Genomic DNA, 19,024 nt, shown 5'->3' with positions numbered 1-19,024 from the left:
CTATCAGTCCTATTTGACAAAGAGCCGAAAAAATATGTCATTCGCGAAAGAAACAAAGACAATAATCGAGAAGTTTTTGTAAAGATTACCGATGAAGCATCAAAAGCATTGGAAACGTGTGAGCAAGATTATACTCATTCAAAAAAAAGAGTTATATTGCCCCTAGATGAGGGGGAAACTCAAACATTGCTTGAATTATTAAAAAAATTAGTGAATTGAAAGAGGAAGTAACGATGTCTAAAGAACTAGTAAATAATGATTTTTCTGAAATTACATTTGGGAGAAAATCCGTTCGTGTATACGACGAAAGGGTTAAAATATCTCACGAAGAGATGCTAGAAATGATTCAAGAAGCAACTACAGCACCCTCTTCAGTGAACATGCAACCTTGGCGTTTTGTGATAGTTGAAAGTGTTGAGCAAAAAGAGAAATTGAAACCATTGATTCGTTTTAATACTAAACAAAATGATACCTCATCAGCCATGATACTGATTTTTGGGGATATGTTGTGTTACGAATTAGGTGAAGAAATTTATGATCAGGCTGTGGAAGAGGGTAAGATGCCTGTGGAAGTAAGAGATCAACAGTTATCGGCGATTATTCCTTATTATAAGAGCTTCACTAAAGAACAAATGAATGATGTAGTAAAAATTGATTCCAGTCTAGCTGCTATGCAGTTTATGCTAATTGCACGTTCACATGGGTATGAAACCAATCCAATCGGCGGCTTTGAAGCTGACCAGTTAGCTGAATCATTTGGGCTCAATAAAGACCGATATACACCAGTCATGATCTTGTCTATCGGTAAGGCGAAAGAAGCTGGATATACGTCTGTTCGATTGCCTGCTGAAAAAATTACAGAATTTAAATAAGTAATGAGGTTAAATAATGAAGATTATCCAAGCAACTTTCTACATTAATGATGATAAAAGAGCTGACTTTTTAGCGGATATTTTCCCTTTAATAACTTCTGCACGGTTAGAAGAAGGCTGCTTAAAATATGATCTATATGAGTCAGTTGAAAAAAAAACCAATTTGCCATGATTGAGAATTGGCAAAATCAAGAAGCGGTTGAACAGCATAACCAAAATCCGCTATTAATAAAACTATTCGGTAACATGCCTGAGTACGCTGAAAAGAAAACAGAATTAACTGTAACAGAAAAGGAGGACTAACATTGTCCATCATTTCAAAAATATTTATTCTTTTCGTTGCATTAGAATTTTTCTATATTATGTATTTAGAAACCTTTGCTACCACGTCAAATACAACTAGCAGAGTTTTTAATCTGACAAAAGAAAAATTGAAGGAAGAATCCTTAAATACCTTATTTAAGAATCAAGGAATCTACAATGGACTACTTGGACTTGGTTTGCTATATGGCTTGTTTTTTTCTAATGCTCCGATTGAAATTAGTCGAATATTCCTAATCTATATCATATTTGTTGCTTTGTATGGTAGTTTAACAAGTGACAAAAAAATTATCTTAACACAAGGCGGATTAGCTATTATCGCTCTTGTAACAACATTCTTTTAATTATTTGTCAAAAGCATAGGTCTCTATTTCCTGTGCTTTTTGCTTGTTTAGGAAATCATTCTCCATAAGCATAGCACAGTTGAGACACTATATGATAGTAAAATTTGTAATTATTACTCAATAATGTAAAGTTCATTCAATTTTGAAAGAGCTTTTTTGATATACTTGTTCTAAAGGAGTGGGGCGCATGGAAAACTATCAATTAGAAGATTACCTAGCAGCAAAGAAGTCCTTAGCTTCAACGTTGCACAAAATCGAACAAGCAATTATTTCACTAGAGGAAAAACAATCAGCTGGACGAAATATGAAGGCGCAAATCACTTTATCAAAAGAGCGCGTAAAGGCGCTAAGGCTGTCTCTTGCACTGATTGAAAGAGAAATTACAAGAATGACATAAAACAGAGGTAGAGCATACAAATGTTTTCTCTCTGTTTTTTTCTTTATCTAATAGGACAGCTTGTTGTCACATTACCATTGCTATAGTATGTTCGAAAGGAAGGAAATTTATGCAGATCGAACGGTTGGTAAGGATGATTTTTTACATTGTCAGCCACAAACAGGTGACTGCACGGGAGTTAGCTGATTATTTCGAGGTTTCGACACGAACAATTTATCGGGATATGAATACGTTGACGTTATCGGGAATCCCTGTTATTTCAAAAAAGGGAACGGGCGGAGGCATTTCACTGATGGACGGATATGCCCTAAATAAGTCCTTTTTAACTGCGGAAGAACAGGTTCAAGTGTATCAAGGGCTACAGATTCTTCAAGCATCAAATTATCCAGATGCCAAGGAGGCCCTGAACAAAATCGGAGCATTATTTGACCGGCCGTTATCAGAAGATTGGTTAGAGATTGATCTTAGTTATTGGGGGAGTAGCGACGATGAAAAAATCACGATTTCGGAATTACGACGTGCCATCACTATGAAGTATGTTTTGGCTTTTGAATATTTCAACTCTGAGTTGCAACAATCTAAAAGAAGAGTTGAACCATTCCGATTGGTTTTCAAATCTCATGCGTGGTATGTGGTTGGATTTTGTCATACGAATCAAGCAATTAGAGTTTTTCGCTTGTCGCGTATGAAAAGAATACAAGTTTTGACTGAAACCTTCGACCGAGTAATGTCCGAGACTTATTCATTAGATGAATCTGCCAATAATATGACATTTACATCATTCAAGTTGAAATTTTCTCCCGAAATGGCGCATCGTTTATTTGATGAGTTTAACGAACATCAGGTTAAGCGGTGTGCAGATGGAAATTTTTTAGTGAACGTCCAGTACCCATTGAATGAATGGACATACCACCGTCTGCTTTCTTATGGCTCTCACATGGAAGTTCTCGAACCGAAAGAAGCCCAGCGAGAATTGAAAAAACGTGCAATGAAAATCGCCGAAAAATATGATTAGGAGGAAGAAAATGGAAGAATGGTTATACGTCATGATGATTAAGAAGACGAAGGAATATCGTAAATTGAACCAAGCAGGGGTGGTTGCACATGTTGAGAACATCCGTAAATTAGATACTAAGGGGCACATTGAGCTTGCTGGTGCATTTAAAGGGTTTCCAGGTATGGCAGGAATGTTTTTACTTAAAGCAAAAAGCTATGAAGAAGCTGAAGAAATTTGTAAACAAGAGCCGCTAGTTATTGCTGGCTACGCTACTTATGAGTTACATCGTTTGCACATTGCGAATAAAGAGAATAACTATTTGTTATAGAAAGGGAGTTAATAATATGAATGAAGGTAGTATGTTGTTTGTTCGGATCGATTACAAAAATGGGGAAAAGGAGGTTAGCGAGCAGGTCGCCATGGAGTCAGCACAGTATTTGAAGCGATTATCAAAAGAACGCTACTTAACAGCGGGAGTATTCGGGGATATGTCAACCGAGGAAATTGATGGAGCGATGGTGATTTTTGAAGCAGAAAGTCTAGCAGAAGCCAAAGCAATCTCTGACGCCGATCCAGTATTTCAAGACGATCTTTACCGCTACGAGTTAAAACAATGGCATGTAGTGGTCACCCACGAAAAGTAATAAAAAAGAAACGACATTCTCGCAGTCGTTTCTTTTTTATTAGAATGATTGGAAAAGCGTCAGCATTTCTATGGTTCTTTTTTTGGTAGGTTCATTTAAGGCTTCTAATTCTTTGGTAACACGGTTTGAAGGGACACTTTTCAATAGAAGCAACCGATAAATCAATCGCAAGTCTTGACGACGAACTTTAGGAAAATGCTGCATCAATACCTGATTAAAATCTGCATTCATTTGATTAATCCCGATTAGTGGTTCTTTTTGGACAGTATAGTTTGTTAGGAAACGGTCCAAATCTTGCATCGCTGATTCGGATTTTTCAGGGACGAAGCCATTGGCCCAAGCAGCCGTAATTAAGACAAAGCTATCTATTTCAGATAGTCCTTTTTGAAAGGCGACCACTGTTGCGTCTAATACGCTTCCCTCTAGTTTTTCAAAGATTATCGGCTCATTTTGTTTGATTCGTAAGAAATAGTTAGTAAAGCCATCACCGTTTAACAAGTTCAGTTCAATAGCTTTAAACCAATTATAGTGATAAGAATTCAAGTAAGAATAGTTTTTCTCTTGTGTTTTTCTTTGGATTTTTTTTAATTCATCATTGGATTTCATTTTTCTCCCGCTTTCTTTACTGTAAGTCATTGCTCATTATACTACTTTTGTCCAAGCCAATCTTTTTGTCTACTATTTTGATTAAGTTATACTGAGAACAGGTCATAATTTTGAAAGGATATTTTATGAATGAATTAATTAATACTTTTAGTGAAAGAAAAGACGATCTTTTATCGGCAATCTTTGAACATTTAGCAATTTCCTTGAGTGCTTTATTAATTGCCATAGTGATCGCAATTCCCTTAGCAATACTATTGAGTCAACGAAAAAAATTGGCGGAAGTCGTTTTGCAGATAACTAGTATTTTACAGACGATTCCATCCCTCGCTCTGTTGGGGTTACTAATTCCTTTCGTGGGTATCGGGACGGTACCGGCTTTAATCGCCTTGGTAGTTTACGCCTTGCTTCCCATTTTTCAAAATACTTATATTGGGCTCTCGGAAATTGACCCATCCATTGAAGAAGCAGCAGACGCCTTTGGAATGTCTCGGATGCGTAAGTTGATTCGCGTGGAGTTGCCAATGGCAATGCCTGTAATTATTTCCGGTGTACGCACAGCTCTTGTTTTGATTATCGGTACCGCGACTTTAGCTGCGTTGATTGGTGCTGGAGGACTGGGAACTTTTATCCTACTAGGGATTGATCGAAATGATCCAAACCTAACCTTGATTGGTGCGATTAGTTCCGCTTTGCTTGCTATTATCTTCAGCACACTGATTCGCTTTTTACAAAATCGCAGCGGAAAAGTAACTCTGATTGCTTTAGGAGTAATTTGTTTAAGTATCGGGGGGATTTTCTTTGCTCAGAATAATCCTATTGGAACTGAAACAGTAACGATTGCGGGGAAACTAGGCTCAGAACCGGACATTTTGATTAACATGTACAAGGAAGTTATCAAAGATGAAGACTCTTCCATTAACGTGGAATTGAAACCAAACTTCGGGAAAACAAGTTTCTTATTCAGTGCTGTGAAAAGTGATCAAATTGACATTTATCCTGAATTTACTGGGACAGTTTTAGAGAGTCTAGTAGAGGTTCCTAAAAATACTCCAGATAATCTAACACCGGAGAAAACTTATACAGAAGCCAATAAATTATTAGATTCGCAATTTGATATGCGCCTGTTAAAACCAATGGATTATGAAAATACCTATGCTTTGGCAATGAAGAAAAGCGAAGCCGAGAAACGCGGGATCACAAAAATTTCTCAACTTCAGGCACAACAAGATCAATTAAAAGCTGGATTTACTTTAGAATTTATTGATCGTCAAGATGGTTATCGTGGAATCCAAGACAAATATGGAGTAAAGCTAAGCTCTGTCCAGAGCATGGAGCCAGCATTACGATACCAAGCAATTAACACAGGCGACGTTGATGTGATTGATGCCTACTCTACGGATAGTGAGATTAAGCAGTATGATTTGATGACTTTGGAAGACGATCAGCATCTTTTCCCTCCTTATCAAGGGGCACCTTTAATGAAAAAAGAATTTGCGGAGAAGCATCCAAAAGTTGTTAAAGCACTGAATCGTTTAGCTGGTAAGATTACCGAAGATCAAATGATTGAAATGAATTATTTGGTTAATGTTAAAAAAGAGCAACCAGCTAAAGTCGCTCATGACTTCTTAGTGAAAGAGAAAATCATTGGGGAGGAGAAATAGATGGAATCAATTATTGAATTTAAAAATGTGAGTAAGGAATTTGAAGGCAATGTTGTCTTAAAAGATTTAAACCTTTCTGTAAAAAAAGGTGAAATTTTTGTTTTAGTTGGCCCTTCAGGCAGTGGGAAAACGACGTCTTTAAAAATGATCAACGGGTTAATCGAACCAACAGACGGCAACCTTTATTTTAAGGAAAAGCGAATTAAAGATTATAATATTCAGAAATTACGCTGGCAAATCGGCTATGTTCTGCAGCAAATTGCTCTTTTTCCAACAATGAGCGTCAAAGAGAATATCGAAGTAATTCCTGACATGCTTGGTTGGGATAAAGAACGTCGAAACAATCGTGTGGATGAGCTATTAAAAGAGGTCGATATGGACCCCGAGTTATTCAGGAATCGGATGCCAAGTGAATTATCCGGTGGGCAGCAGCAACGAATCGGAATTATTCGTGCTTTAGCCTCTGAGCCAGATATCGTTCTAATGGACGAACCATTCAGCGCTCTTGATCCGATTTCACGTGCGAGTCTACAAGACCTCGTCTTAGCACTGCACCAAAAACTAGGGAATACTGTCATTTTTGTCACACATAACATGAAAGAAGCTATGAAGATCGGTAGTCGTATTGCGGTCATGCACGAAGGAAAGCTGATTCAATGCGATACGCCTGAAGAAATCCAAAGGCATCCGGCCAATCATTTCGTTGAAGAATTTTTTGACGAAACGACGGATGAAGTCTATACGCAAACATTAGAAACATTATATAATGGCGGCTTTTATCAAAAAATGGCAACTAATCCATCTAATCTAACTACCTTGGATCTGGATACAAGCTTAAGTGAGGTTTTTGATTTATTGGCTGAAGAAGAATCCTTTATGCTTAAACATGATAAAAAAATCCTTGGTATCATCGAGCGAAGTGACGTTTTCCGCTTTTTAAGTCAGGAGGGATAATGATGAAAAAATATGATGCAATCGTGATTGGCAGTGGCCCAGCGGGAAATGCTGCGGCGTATGCCTTGAAGGAACAAGGAAAAACAACAGCGATTATTGAATCAGATTTATGGGGTGGAACGTGCCCGAACCGTGGCTGTGACCCTAAGAAGATGCTTATGAGTGGTGTAGAGGCACAAAAACGGATTGAAACAATGATCGGAAACGGCTTTGAAGAAACACCGAAAATCGTATGGGAAGATTTGATGGCCTTTAAGAAAAGCTATACGGATACCGTCCCACAAAATACCAAGAATGGGTTGGATGCTGCAGAAATAGATCGTTACCAAGGACAAGCGAGCTTTATAAACAAAACACAAATCGTTGTTGATGATCAAACGTTGACAGCTGAGCAATTTTTGATTGCGACAGGGCAACGACCAGCGGTGTTACCGATTGAAGGACAGGAGTTTTTACAAAGCAGTACCGATTTTCTTTCTTTAGACCACTTACCTGAAAAAATTGTCTTTATTGGTGCTGGATATATCGCCTTTGAATTAGCAGTTATCGCAAATGCCGCAGGTTCTGAGGTTCATATCATCCATCATAATGATCGACCTTTAAAAGAATTTGATGTCGAACTTGTTAATGACTTAGTTGAACATTTAAAACAAGCCGGCATTAACTTTCACTTTAATGTGAATACAAAGGCTATTGAGTTACTGCATCCCAACTATCGCGTTACTGGAGAAAACTTTGAGTTAGTCGCAGATATGGTTATTGGTGCGACCGGACGAAATCCAAATGTTGAAGGATTAAATCTGGAGAATGCAGGTGTATCGTACGATAAAAGAGGAATTAAAGTTGATGACCATTTGCGTACGACACAGCAGCATATTTTTGCCTGTGGGGATGTAATTACAAAAAGCCAACCGAAGCTTACACCTGTGGCGGGTTTCGAAGCAGCTTATGTGGCGAAAGCAATGAATGGAGAGACTAAGGCAATCGACTATCCATTGATCCCAACCATCGTTTTTGGCGATCAGCGATTAGCTCGAATAGGTTTGAGTGAAAGAGAACTTGCGGACCATGCAGAAAACTATCATTCAGAAACAACAGATTTATCAAGCTGGTATACGTATCATCGAATCAATGACCAAGGTGCAAAAATTAAGTTTGTTTACGATGAGAAAAACAGAATTGTTTCTATAAGTTGCTTGAGCCAACTTGCCGATGAGGTTATTAATTATCTTTTGATCGTGTTGATGAAAAAAATGACACATGAAGAAATTGAAAGGTACATTTTCGCCTATCCCAGTCCTGCCAGTGATCTTTCATATTTTATTTAAAACAGAGGGCAACCTCTGTTTTTTTTTACATAGATATGCTAAAGTTTACGAAAATACGTTCCCATGGTGAGATTATGAAAACGACATTGACACAAGAAATTGAAAAAGCATTATATTACTATTGTATTGAACTCGGCGGAATTGTTGTGGAAGAGGTAACCATGCCAGAAGATCAAGGAATCGTTGATACATTGGCCTGTTTCTTCAAACCGAGTAGTACAGAATGGCGTTGTTACGAGCTTAAAGTAACGAAAGCTGATTTTTACTCAAAGGCAAAGCTTTCCTTTATTGGTCATTACAATTATTTCGTATTAACAGATGAGCTTTATAAAAAAGTACAGGAGGATATTCCGAATGACATTGGTGTTTTAGTTTACCGACCTTATTTGGAAACGGAGGATTTACCAGCAGATGGCACTTTTTTTGTAGCGAAGAAGCCGTTAAGAAGAGAACTCCTAGTAGAGGAACTTGCTTTAACGCAACGTTTTATGGCTTCGCTGTTTAGAGAGGTGCAGAAAGCGAAACGAATGTCATATGGAACAAGTTTTTTCTCGACAGAACAGCTTTACAAAGAGCTTAAACGAAGACTAGACGATAAGGATAGTCTGCACGAGAAGAATTATTATCAGCGATTTATTGATGACGTGCAGACGGCACGAATTGATAGTTTAGAAGAAGAGCTTCGCGCCCTAGAACAAGATTATGAATTTTTACGTCAGCAGAGACAGGTGCGGCGACGGCCAACTGAGCCACTGGAGTGATTAAATGTATTATCCCTATTTAAGAGGAAAACAGTTTGATTTGTTAGCGGTCACTACTTTAATTAAGGAAGAACGGTGGTCAAAAAGGATTCGACCGATTATTGAGCCGGTTCGTGATTCAGCCACTTTAAAGAAAACCATCGAATTGTTTGATAAAAAAGATATTATTTGTTATTTAATTATGAATCCTCAGGTTGGAACGGCGAGACTTTTTGAAGAGAAGCGTTTTGAATGGTCATTGAAGAAAGAAAGCAGTGTAAAAAAAGCTGAAATTGTTACAAAGGACAATTCGTTTGAAGCAACTCTCCATTTATTCAATGAACATTCACCCAGGAAAAACGATCAATTTATGATAAAATCAAAGGATTTAACCGTTATTCCAGATCAGGGAAGGTTTAGAGTTTTAGATGTACCAAATAAAATTTTACTCAGAGAAGCATTTCAAACGAAAAAAAATGTTGCTAATTATAGCGAAAAAGTAGATGATTTCTATAGCGATGAACACCTTTTTATTGGGTCCGATTCAGTAGGTTTTAGTGACTACACGATCGAAGGTAGTCGTTATTTTGATAAGGGCGGTCCAAGTCGTGCAATTGCACTACACATTACCTATTTTGATGCGTATCTTAATTTAAGAGTGAAGCATTTTGTGTCTGATACTAATGAGAATGCACAAGATCAAAGCGGGAAATTTTTTGAAGCATTGGACAAACTAGCTAGCTGGTATTCGAGAAATCAAGATCAACTATTGTTAACACTTGGTTTAGAAGAGTTATTACATTACCGGAAAACCCAAAAATTCCCGGGTTTAGGAACGATAAAAAAATGGTCGTTGGCACATCATCTTGAATTAATTGGTGCTTTCTTGGAACAGGGCGATCATTGGCGGAGAGGATGGAAGAAAAATGGGATATGAAGATGAGGATTTTATCGTCAGACAGGCCAAACAAATGGGGGAACTTTTAGGCGGTATTATTGGAAAAAAAGATGCTGATGCGATTCTCTCGTTTGGGGAGGAGGCCCGAACGACTGAGTTAGAGGAAGCGAAATTTGTCTTTCGTCCAAGTACATTAGCAGATATACCGGCGATAGGCGTTATCATCAATGAGGCGAAGGAATACTTAAAGAAACAAGGCTCACCACAGTGGCAGAATGGTCATGAACCACATGAAACTGTCATTCGCGAGGATATCCGAAAAAAGGCCAGCTATGTGCTAACTTTAGAAGAGGAGATCGTCGGAACGATTGCTTTGATCGCGGAGACGGATCCTGTTTATGAGGCTATTGAAGGAACGTGGCAAGGAGAAGGCCCATATATTTCATTGCACCATGTGGCGATCAGTCAGAAGCATCGCGGAATCGGTCTAGGGAAAAGCTTATTAAACTTGGCAATTAAACAATCTCAAGTGCTAGGGTATGACGATATCCGTATAGATACATATCCTGCGAATCAGCCAATGCTAAGATTGATTGAAAAAAGTGGTTTTACCTATCGAGGCATGATACATTTCCCTTTTGAGCATGGTGAGCGCAAAGCTTTTCAATTACGCCAACGCTTGACGTAATTGAAAAAGCATTTCATTTAAAGAGGCTTCGCCATCAATCTCAATCAGATTTGGGAACTTTTTTAAACGCTCTAAACTTTTTTGATCCTCTTGAAAAATAGCTAGACGACGTTCTAAATCTTCAGCAGATGCACGTTTTTCAAGACGTGCGATCATAGTTTCCTTTGAGATATTGATCCAGATAGGAACCATCTGATCACCAAAGAGCCGATGTAAGTTGATGAAGCCGGTCGTAGTGATAGGATCATAGCAATCGCCCGCTTCTAATGCTTCACGCAACGTGTCTTTCGCAATACCGTAAAAATGTTCATCATACACATCGTATTCAGCGAATCGATCGTTTACTATCATTTGTTTAAATATTTTTTTTGACACAAAATAGTAATCTCGTCCCTCTTCTTCGCCGCTACGAGGCATACGCGTTGTATAAGAGATTACCTTTTGTTCAAGGGCGAAGGCTTTTTCAGCTAAACTAGTTTTTCCGGATCCACTAGGACCGATAAATAAGTAACAATGATTCATAAGTTCACACGTCCTTTTTTATAGTATAAAGAAAGAGGATGAAAGATGCTAGGGAGGAATCTTCTTATGGAAAGAAGTACACGGAATATGAAAAAAAGCAGTAAATTACCGATGATTGCTGTGGGCGTTATCATTTTGCTCATTGCGGGATTTTTTGGAGTGAGAACCTATCAGGCAAATCAAGAAAAAAAACAAGGGGAGAAAACGGTCCAATCGTTTGTTAAAGATTTACAAAAAGGCAACTATCAAGATATGACAAAGAATTTGAATGCTGATTCTGTAAAAAAAAGCGGCTATTCAACAAAATCAGTTGCTGAGAAATATCAATCAATTTTTACAGGGATCAGTGCATCAAATATAAAAATGTCTGATTTAACAATAGATAAAAAAGGCTCCGGTTATCAATTTTCCTATCAGTTGTCAGTGAACACTGGCTTCGGTCAGCTAAAGAAGCAAAAATATACGGGAACACTAACCGATGATGGTAAAGAAATAAACTGGAAACCTAATTTGATTTTTCCTGGTATGTCAGGAAAAGACAAGATTAACTATTCTGTTGATCCAGCGACTCGTGGTGAGATTTTAGATCGCAATGGTCAAGGACTCGCAACTAACGGAACGGTCTATCAGGTAGGTGTCGTTCCTAAAAATCTAGGTACGGGTGAGGATCGCACGGCTAAAATCGAGGTGATTGCTAAAAGCTTAGATATCACTGCGGATGATATTAATACTGCTTTATCACAAGGTTGGGTCCAAGAGGACTTCTTTGTGCCGTTAAAGACTAGCGCAGATGCTCCTAAAGAAGCTCCTGATGGTTTGGAAGTAAAAGAGACAACGGGACGGACTTATCCGCTAAAAGAAGCGGCTGCACAATTAATTGGTTATGTCGGAAAAGTAACCGCAGAAGATATGAAAAAGAACGATGACTTAGCAAGCGATAGTTTGATAGGTCGCAGTGGCTTAGAAATGGCATTGGACAAACAGCTACGTGGAAAAGATGGCGGGTCACTTGTTATTATGGATAGCAAAGGAAATGAAAAAAAAGTATTGCAAAGCATTGATAAAAAAGATGGTGAGAACGTTAAATTGACCATTGATAGCAGAGCGCAGCAAATTGCGTATAATGGTTTAAATGGTCAAGCAGGCTCGAGTGTCGTAATGGCTCCAAAGACAGGTGATTTGCTGGTAGCTGCCAGTTCCCCAAGTTTTGATCCTAATAAGATGACAAATGGAATTAGTCAGGAGGATTATGACGCTTACAGTAATGACAAGAATCAACCATTCATGAGTCGCTTTGCTACAGGCTACGCACCAGGCTCAACCTTTAAAACAATTACTGCAGCAATTGGTCTGGATGCCGGAACGTTGAATCCCAACGAAGAATTAGCTATTAACGGTCTGAAATGGCAGAAAGATAGTTCTTGGGGTTCTTATCAAGTAACACGTGTGTCTGATGTAAGTCCAGTCAATTTGAAAACAGCACTCGTTTACTCAGATAATATCTATATGGCACAGGAAACGTTGAAAATGGGGGAAAAGACGTTTCGCGCTGGCTTGAACAAATTTGTTTTTGGCAAAGATTTAGATTTACCAATTGCTATGGAGAAGGCTCAAATCTCAAGTAAAGACAGCTTTGACTCTGAAATCCTGTTGGCAGATACTGGATATGGACAAGGGCAGTTATTGCTAAATCCAATTCAACAAATCACTGCTTACTCGGTATTCCCAAACAAAGGCACAATGGTTTATCCTAAATTGATCGCAGACAAAGAAACGAAGGACACCAAAGATGTTATCAGAGCCAGCTCAGCAGAAACGATTACCAATGATATGCAGGCGGTTGTAAGCGATGAGAATGGGACCGCTCATAGTTTAGCAGCATTAAACATTCCACTAGCGGCTAAGACTGGGACCGCTGAGATTAAACAAAAACAAGACGAAAAAGGACAAGAAAACAGCTTCTTATATGCTTTCGATGCAGAAAAACAAAATTATTCCGTTGTGGAATTTTTGGAAAACAAACCGGAAGGAACTTCTGCCACGGATTTATCGAAAGACTTGTTGACGTATTTGAATCAAACCTATCAATAAAATACTTGTCTGAAAAGCGGATGCTTGGTAAGATAACCAAGAAGGACGGTGTCTTATGAACAAGCGACAACGAAAAAAACAAGCTTATAAGCAGTATATTCGGGCAATTTTTGAAGGCTACGAAAAAATGCTGGAAGATTCCAGCATCAAAGAATTACATTTCAACTATTTAAAAGAAACGACTTACTTGGAACGTGATGACCAAGATAAGATTCATTTTACAACAAAAGAAAAATAATTCTTGAAACACATCTCAGTAAATGGAACTGAGATGTGTTTTTATGTTGGAACAGCTATCGTAGACTTTTTATCATTGATATCAATGAATGAGCTCTTTATAAATGGGGGAAACATTAAGCAATGATAAGGCATAGAATAATAGGTTTTTCCTCCTACTGGAGACTGAAAAAATAGTTAAGAGATTCTTGACTTAGTAAATAATTGTTTAAAGAGAAGGGTTCTGACTAAGGAAAATGAACAAAATCAGCTAGAATATGAATATCAAGTTACAGGAGGCAGTAAAATGAAACTTCATAAATATATTCTACTAGCAGGTTTAGGTCTATCTTTAGGAGCGGGACTGATTGGTCAGGAAAAGGCTCATGCGGAAGACAGTGCAATCAATGAACGTTGGGGAAAACCAACCTTTGTAGCTGGAGCCGGCTTAAATCAACAGCAATTAAATGAAACAATGGATAAATTGGGCATCAATCAAGAAAGCGTCAAAATGGAAACGGCAACTGGAGCAGATTTAGTGAAATATCTGGGCTATGGCAGCGGTGACGACAGTGTTATGTTAAGTTCTGTAGTTGTTAATCGTGAAGACCCAGGAAAAGGAATCAATGTTGATATATTAACACCACAGAATATTACCCAAATTACTGCAGATCAGTATAAAAACCCACTAGTTACAGCAGGAATCACTGATGCAACGGTGAAAGTTGCTAGTGTCGTGAAGGTGACTGGTGAGAGCGCATTGACAGGGGTTTATAAAGCGTTTGAATCCAATGGCGAGACTGTAAATCCTGAACGTGCGCAGTTAGCACAAACGGAGTTAGATACTACGTCAGATGTTTCGCAATCTGTAGTAAATAAGGCAAATGAACAGAGCCAAAACCAAAACTTATCTGATAGTGAAAAAGAAAAAGCTGATGAAGCTTATAAAGCACAATTGAATCAAACCCTTGTAGACATAAAAAAAGAGTTAGCAGAGCTTAAGGAGAAGCAAGGGGAGTTAGCTACGAAAGAAGATGTTGAGAAAATTGTTAATGATGCATTGGCTAAGAATAATCTCTCTCAATATGTGACGAAGGATGACATCAACAAATTGGTTGCTTTAGCAGAAAAATATCAAACGACAGACGGTGTCTTGGACAAAGAATCCATTGAACAATTAGATAAAATAAGTAATGATTTCAAAGGAACTGTCAATAAAGTTTCTGATCAATTAGGAAAATTTGGAGATTCTCTTAAAGGAACATTAGAAGATAACCAAGGATTTTTCTCAAATTTATGGCAACAAATCAAAGATTTCTTTAGTGGATTAACAAAATAGTTAAAAAGATTGTGTCATTTTTTTTAGATTGGCACAATCTTTTTTTCTTTCTCTAAAAGTTTATGCTTATCATTACGGCCTTGCTAGGGTAAAATAGAGAAGTGGGTTCCAATTCTGGCGGGAAAATTTAGAATATTTACACGTTTGACTTGGATCAAGAATAATTATGGTAATATTTATTATATAATTAATCAAAAAAATAAAGGAGGGTCTTAGATGGAGACTCCAGAAAAACAGGAAGAACTTCAAACTGAAACCTCGTTTGATTCAGTGAAAGAATCTGCTTCCGATGTGTTAGGTGGGTTGATGGGGCAGATCAGACGATTAGAAGAGGCAATGAAAGCAGAGCGAATGGGCGATGTTTATCAAATTTACTGGAATGAATTGCCTGCCTCAATCCAACAATCCAGTAACGCAAATCATGAAATTGATAATTTCTTGACTAGTAAGTTGGATCAAGAAATACAGAGGACGTTCCCATTTATGATCATGCGTGATGTGGTTTCCCCAATTTTGATCAATTATCAGATCGGCAGTTACTATCGTGACCGAGCGGTCTTACAGGTTGACGCGACGCAACCGACTATAAAAATATTACCTGAAATCCGCGAGCAATGGGAAAAAGCTGAAAAAGGCGGATATAAAGAGCAGTTATCAGAATTGCAGAATCAACAGGATGATTTTGATGCTAAAACAATTGCTGCACAATCTGAATTACGGGAGCTTAACGGGAAAATTGCTCATCAGGAGAAACTTAAGGCTGAATTAGAAGAAACCAAGAGTTTTATGAACCGTAAGAAAGTCGAAGATGAAATCGAAGTCATCGATGAAAAATTGAGTGAGTTAAAAAAACAACGGAGCCAATGGACACCATTTGTCGGTGATCAATTATCTGGGGAATCTCAAAAAATTGAACTGGCCAATCGGATAAATAATTTGTCATTAGAGCAAGCCATTGCATTGAAAGAATTACGCTTGATTAAAAAACGCTTCGGCGGTTTGGAAGAAATGGATGCCGCACTTGAGATTTTTATCAAAGATTTCTTAAATAGGGGGGCAGAATAATGACTGAAGAAAAAAACAAATTCAATCAAATCTATGATACTTTAGTCGATTCGGAAGAACCTGGCTTAAATATCCGCGAAAAAGAAATTCTTCATCCGGATGAATCGGCGGAGGATTCAAACGAAGAATTTAAGACTGTTCCTCAATCAAAACCTGTCAGTGGAACTTCTCTAAATTATTACGATAATCGAGAAGAAAATTATCAAGATTTATTAAATTTAATTGCAGACGCAGAAAAAGAAATTGCTGATCTTAAATTTCGAAAAGTATTAATGGAATCTGATTTCCCGACCTTATTGGATTACTTTAAGAAGATTTTTATAACAGCTGAAATGACTGCCTCTGCTATTGCCAAAGGTGCGCTTTTAGAATATTTCACCTTCGAATTAATTAAGCCATTACAAAATCATGATCTGCATCTTTCAACCAACGAGTTTTCGACTTGGGAGAGCAAGCATTTCAATCTTTCTTATCGATTAACTAGTACAAATGAAATTAATTTTAGTTTTATGATGCCAACCTCTGATGGAAAATTCCGCAGTGAAAAAATAAAATTGATGGAAGTTTATCCTGAGACGATGAAAGCCACGATTTTGGACGATGCAGTATTAACCTTACTGAAAGATTGCTACAACAAACATATTTACACGAGCGGACAAAATTCAATGTTTAGTCGGGAAATGAATGATGTGATGGCTCATATGAAAGATTTAGGCTTTGACTTCGATGAAAATCTTTTAGACAACAGTCAACCATTAGACTTATCCGTGGATCTTCATCATAAAACTCCGGTAGAGGTACTGGACAAAATCTTTATCACGACAATGGATAATGAAAATTATGATTTCAAGAAGTTAGATGAAAATAGCTACGTAGTTGCTTTAGACGGGAAACAAACGGTTACCATTAATCAAAATATTGAAGAACAGACTAGTAGCTTGAAACTAAATACTGATCGTAAAAACAAATCATTGATTGAATTCTTTGGAAGCTATCCATTCTTAGTTCCATTAACAATTACTGACGAATAAGAATGAAACAACGAGTGTTGCACCAAATATTATTTTGGTGCAACACTTTTTGCTATTCTATTGATTGGATAACAATTCATAAGGAACAATCTCTTTGGAAAAAATTAATTTTTTTGCCTTTTTTTATAGGAAATCACGTTCGTTCGTGAAAGTCCTTAAATCCTATGATATACTTTGAAAGTTGATATGAAAGAGTATCAGTTTACCATGTTTGAAAGAGGGTAGAGATTGTGTGTGGAATTGTAGGATTTATTGATCGTTCAAATACAACGCAAAAAGAACAAATTGTTAAAAATATGATGGATACGATTGTTCACCGTGGACCAAACAGCGCGGGGCAATTCATCGACGAAGGTGCTGCTTTAGGATTTCGTCGATTAAGCATCATTGACCTTGAGGGCGGTACACAGCCTATCAAAAACGAAGATGGAACAAAAATCATTACCTTTAATGGAGAAATTTATAATTATCAAAGTATTCGCGAGGATTTGATTGCCAAGGGGCATATTTTTACAACTCATGCCGATACTGAAGTGTTGTTGCACGGGTATGAAGAATATGGGATTGATCTACTGCAAAAAATCCGCGGAATGTTTGCTTTTGTTATATGGGATACAAAGAAACAAGAGTTGTTTGGTGCACGGGATCATTTCGGGATCAAACCACTTTATTACACAATGATGAATGGCACTTTCATGTACGGTTCAGAAATAAAAAGCTTTTTGCAACACCCAAATTTTGTCAAAGAGTTAAATAAAGAAGCCTTAAAACCTTATATGACCTTCCAATATTCAGCATTAGATGAAACGTTTTTTAAAAATGTTTACCGCATCAAAGAAGGGCATTATTTTACTTATAAAGATGGTCAGTTAGACATTCAGCAATATTGGGATGTGAAAGAACAGGAAACGAATATGACATTGGAAGAAACCGTTGATCTCATTGATGACACTGTTGTGAAATCCGTAGAAGCTCACCGGATCGCAGATGTTGAGGTTGGTTCCTTCTTATCTTCTGGTGTCGACTCAAGCTACGTAACGGCTGTATTACGTCCAGAACATTCATATTCTATTGGTTTTGGTGATAAGTCTTACAATGAATCTATTGAAGCGAAGAAATTAGCCGATTTAATCGATCTTAACAATACTTCTCGTGTAGTAACTGGAGACGAGGCCTTCGAATATTTCCCATTAATTCAGTATCATTTGGATGAACCGGATTCTAACCCTTCATGTGTTCCATTATATTTCTTAACAGAGCTTGCTAGTCGTGATGTGCGTGTCGCGTTGAGCGGGGAAGGTGCCGACGAATTATTCGCTGGTTATCAAGCGTATGGTATGAACACGAAATCAAAAGTAGTGAAAGTTGTTGCTGAAGGCTTGAAAAAACTGCCGAAAAATATGCGCTATTCTATTGCTAAAGGGTTAAAAGGAAAAACATTCAAGGGTGCTTTGCACTTGTACACTTCACTTGCGCCAGCTGAAGAATTCTTTATTGGGCAAGCGAAAGTCTTTGAAGAAGACGAAGCAGTGGATTATCTACAGCCTGAATATAAACAGAGCCCATCCATTAAAGAAATTGTGGATGTTCATTATGAAAAAGTTCAAGACATGTCTGAAATCAAAAAAATGCAATATTTGGATATGCACCAATGGATGCCAAAAGATATTTTATTGAAGGCTGATAAATTGGCGATGGCCAATTCATTGGAAGTTCGTGTACCGCTATTAGATAAAGAAATGATGAAAGTCTCTGAAATTGTACCAACAAAATATCTGATTAATGCCGAAAATACAAAGTTTGCATTTCGACAAGCAGCCGCTCGTCATTTGCCAGAAGAATGGTACAATCGTGAAAAATTAGGCTTCCCAGTTCCGATCAAAGACTGGTTGCGAGAAGAGAAGTTCTATCAGCTTGTTCGCGACGTATTTACACAAGATTTTGTCAAAGAATTCTTTGATCAAGAAAAGATCGTAAAATTACTTGACGATAATTTTGCTGGAACAGTGGATGGTCGTCGCAAGATCTGGACGATTTATACTTTCTTAACTTGGTACCAAGTGTATTTTATTAATGATGGGGTAAAACCAGTACCTGCTGAAATCGCATAAAGTATTTATCGGATTTGACAAATGTTCATTGACACGTTATTCTTTTAATAAGAAAACTTAACAAAATTTATGAGGTGTCTTGGTGAGTGTAGTTATTTAATTTGGAGTAACTTGATAGCGAAAAAGAACTGTTTATGCAGGTTTATTTCGCATGCCAAATTAGATGCCTATCAAAGCTGATGAATTTAGAGTTCAAGCT

20 protein-coding genes and 2 pseudogenes are annotated in these 19,024 nt (G+C 37.6%); 20 read left to right on the top strand and 2 right to left on the bottom strand.

Annotation, left to right across the window (positions count from 1 at the left end):
* The 8 genes and pseudogenes from RV13_RS21125 to RV13_RS04915 form a co-directional block, all read left to right on the top strand.
* A pseudogene (locus RV13_RS21125) lies at window positions 1-219 on the top strand (hypothetical protein); the annotation flags it as partial.
* Window positions 220-233: 14 nt separating this feature from the next.
* Complete coding sequence (locus tag RV13_RS04945; protein ID WP_010744886.1) at window positions 234-872, top strand: nitroreductase family protein; 639 nt, start codon at window positions 234-236, stop codon at window positions 870-872.
* A gap of 16 nt (window positions 873-888) precedes the next feature.
* Window positions 889-1,175: pseudogene (locus RV13_RS04940) on the top strand (putative quinol monooxygenase).
* A gap of 2 nt (window positions 1,176-1,177) precedes the next feature.
* A complete protein-coding gene (locus RV13_RS04935) occupies window positions 1,178-1,537 on the top strand; it encodes a DUF1304 domain-containing protein (protein ID WP_010744883.1) in 360 nt (119 codons plus the stop codon).
* A 187-nt stretch (window positions 1,538-1,724) separates the two neighbouring features.
* The gene (locus tag RV13_RS04930) at window positions 1,725-1,934 is read left to right on the top strand and encodes a hypothetical protein (RefSeq protein ID WP_010744882.1); all 210 of its coding nucleotides are present in this window, start codon (window positions 1,725-1,727) and stop codon (window positions 1,932-1,934) included.
* A 109-nt stretch (window positions 1,935-2,043) separates the two neighbouring features.
* Complete coding sequence (locus RV13_RS04925) at window positions 2,044-2,949, top strand: helix-turn-helix transcriptional regulator (RefSeq protein ID WP_010744881.1); 906 nt, start codon at window positions 2,044-2,046, stop codon at window positions 2,947-2,949.
* A 10-nt stretch (window positions 2,950-2,959) separates the two neighbouring features.
* The gene (locus tag RV13_RS04920) at window positions 2,960-3,259 is read left to right on the top strand and encodes a YciI family protein (RefSeq protein WP_010744880.1); all 300 of its coding nucleotides are present in this window, start codon (window positions 2,960-2,962) and stop codon (window positions 3,257-3,259) included.
* Between the two features lie 16 nt (window positions 3,260-3,275).
* Entirely contained in the window at window positions 3,276-3,575 is a 300-nt protein-coding gene (locus RV13_RS04915) for a YciI family protein (RefSeq protein WP_010744879.1), read from the top strand.
* Window positions 3,576-3,614: 39 nt separating this feature from the next.
* Here RV13_RS04915 and RV13_RS04910 read toward each other — a convergent pair whose 3' ends face one another.
* A complete protein-coding gene (locus RV13_RS04910) occupies window positions 3,615-4,181 on the bottom strand; it encodes a hypothetical protein (protein ID WP_010744878.1) in 567 nt (188 codons plus the stop codon).
* A 125-nt stretch (window positions 4,182-4,306) separates the two neighbouring features.
* Between RV13_RS04910 and RV13_RS04905 the strand changes: the two genes are divergently transcribed.
* The 6 genes from RV13_RS04905 (at window position 4,307) to RV13_RS04880 (ending at window position 10,450) form a co-directional block, all read left to right on the top strand.
* Window positions 4,307-5,842: an ABC transporter permease/substrate-binding protein gene (locus tag RV13_RS04905; RefSeq protein ID WP_010744877.1), complete on the top strand. Its 1,536-nt coding sequence runs from the start codon at window positions 4,307-4,309 to the stop codon at window positions 5,840-5,842.
* Window positions 5,843-6,796, top strand: a complete 954-nt coding sequence (locus tag RV13_RS04900; protein WP_010744876.1) for an ABC transporter ATP-binding protein — start codon at window positions 5,843-5,845, stop codon at window positions 6,794-6,796.
* A 2-nt stretch (window positions 6,797-6,798) separates the two neighbouring features.
* Window positions 6,799-8,124 carry a dihydrolipoyl dehydrogenase family protein gene (locus RV13_RS04895; RefSeq protein ID WP_028020732.1) on the top strand — a complete coding sequence of 442 codons (1,326 nt, stop codon included), beginning with the start codon at window positions 6,799-6,801 and terminating at the stop codon, window positions 8,122-8,124.
* A 74-nt stretch (window positions 8,125-8,198) separates the two neighbouring features.
* The gene (locus RV13_RS04890) at window positions 8,199-8,885 is read left to right on the top strand and encodes a hypothetical protein (protein ID WP_028020731.1); all 687 of its coding nucleotides are present in this window, start codon (window positions 8,199-8,201) and stop codon (window positions 8,883-8,885) included.
* A gap of 4 nt (window positions 8,886-8,889) precedes the next feature.
* Window positions 8,890-9,801, top strand: coding sequence for a sce7725 family protein (locus RV13_RS04885; RefSeq protein ID WP_010744873.1), 912 nt, complete (start codon window positions 8,890-8,892; stop codon window positions 9,799-9,801).
* Window positions 9,791-10,450, top strand: coding sequence for a GNAT family N-acetyltransferase (locus tag RV13_RS04880; RefSeq protein WP_010744872.1), 660 nt, complete (start codon window positions 9,791-9,793; stop codon window positions 10,448-10,450). The genes RV13_RS04885 and RV13_RS04880 overlap by 11 nt, the downstream gene beginning before the upstream one ends.
* Here RV13_RS04880 and RV13_RS04875 read toward each other — a convergent pair.
* Window positions 10,430-10,972 (bottom strand): guanylate kinase, encoded by a 543-nt coding sequence (locus tag RV13_RS04875; protein ID WP_010744871.1) that lies wholly within the window; start codon window positions 10,970-10,972, stop codon window positions 10,430-10,432. The genes RV13_RS04880 and RV13_RS04875 overlap by 21 nt on opposite strands.
* Before the next feature lie 66 nt (window positions 10,973-11,038).
* On the opposite strand from RV13_RS04875, the gene pbp4 reads away from it, so the two are divergent.
* The 6 genes from pbp4 (at window position 11,039) to asnB (ending at window position 18,825) form a co-directional block, all read left to right on the top strand.
* Entirely contained in the window at window positions 11,039-13,063 is a 2,025-nt protein-coding gene (pbp4, locus tag RV13_RS04870; RefSeq protein ID WP_010744870.1) for a penicillin-binding protein PBP4(5), read from the top strand.
* 55 nt (window positions 13,064-13,118) lie between these two features.
* Window positions 13,119-13,301: a hypothetical protein gene (locus RV13_RS04865; protein WP_010744869.1), complete on the top strand. Its 183-nt coding sequence runs from the start codon at window positions 13,119-13,121 to the stop codon at window positions 13,299-13,301.
* Between the two features lie 285 nt (window positions 13,302-13,586).
* Window positions 13,587-14,618 carry a DUF1002 domain-containing protein gene (locus RV13_RS04860; RefSeq protein ID WP_010744868.1) on the top strand — a complete coding sequence of 344 codons (1,032 nt, stop codon included), beginning with the start codon at window positions 13,587-13,589 and terminating at the stop codon, window positions 14,616-14,618.
* A 216-nt stretch (window positions 14,619-14,834) separates the two neighbouring features.
* Window positions 14,835-15,683: a hypothetical protein gene (locus RV13_RS04855; protein WP_010744867.1), complete on the top strand. Its 849-nt coding sequence runs from the start codon at window positions 14,835-14,837 to the stop codon at window positions 15,681-15,683.
* Complete coding sequence (locus tag RV13_RS04850) at window positions 15,683-16,714, top strand: hypothetical protein (protein ID WP_010744866.1); 1,032 nt, start codon at window positions 15,683-15,685, stop codon at window positions 16,712-16,714. Before RV13_RS04855 ends, RV13_RS04850 begins: the two co-directional genes overlap by 1 nt.
* Window positions 16,715-16,944: 230 nt before the next feature.
* Window positions 16,945-18,825: an asparagine synthase (glutamine-hydrolyzing) gene (asnB, locus tag RV13_RS04845; RefSeq protein ID WP_010744865.1), complete on the top strand. Its 1,881-nt coding sequence runs from the start codon at window positions 16,945-16,947 to the stop codon at window positions 18,823-18,825.
* Window positions 18,826-19,024: the final 199 nt, after the last annotated feature.

This window comes from Enterococcus raffinosus (assembly GCF_001886185.1).
Taxonomy (GTDB): Bacteria; Bacillota; Bacilli; order Lactobacillales; family Enterococcaceae; genus Enterococcus_A; species Enterococcus_A raffinosus.
The sequence above is the reverse complement of the archived record's forward strand: the minus strand, read 5'-3'. Positions and strand labels throughout refer to the sequence as shown.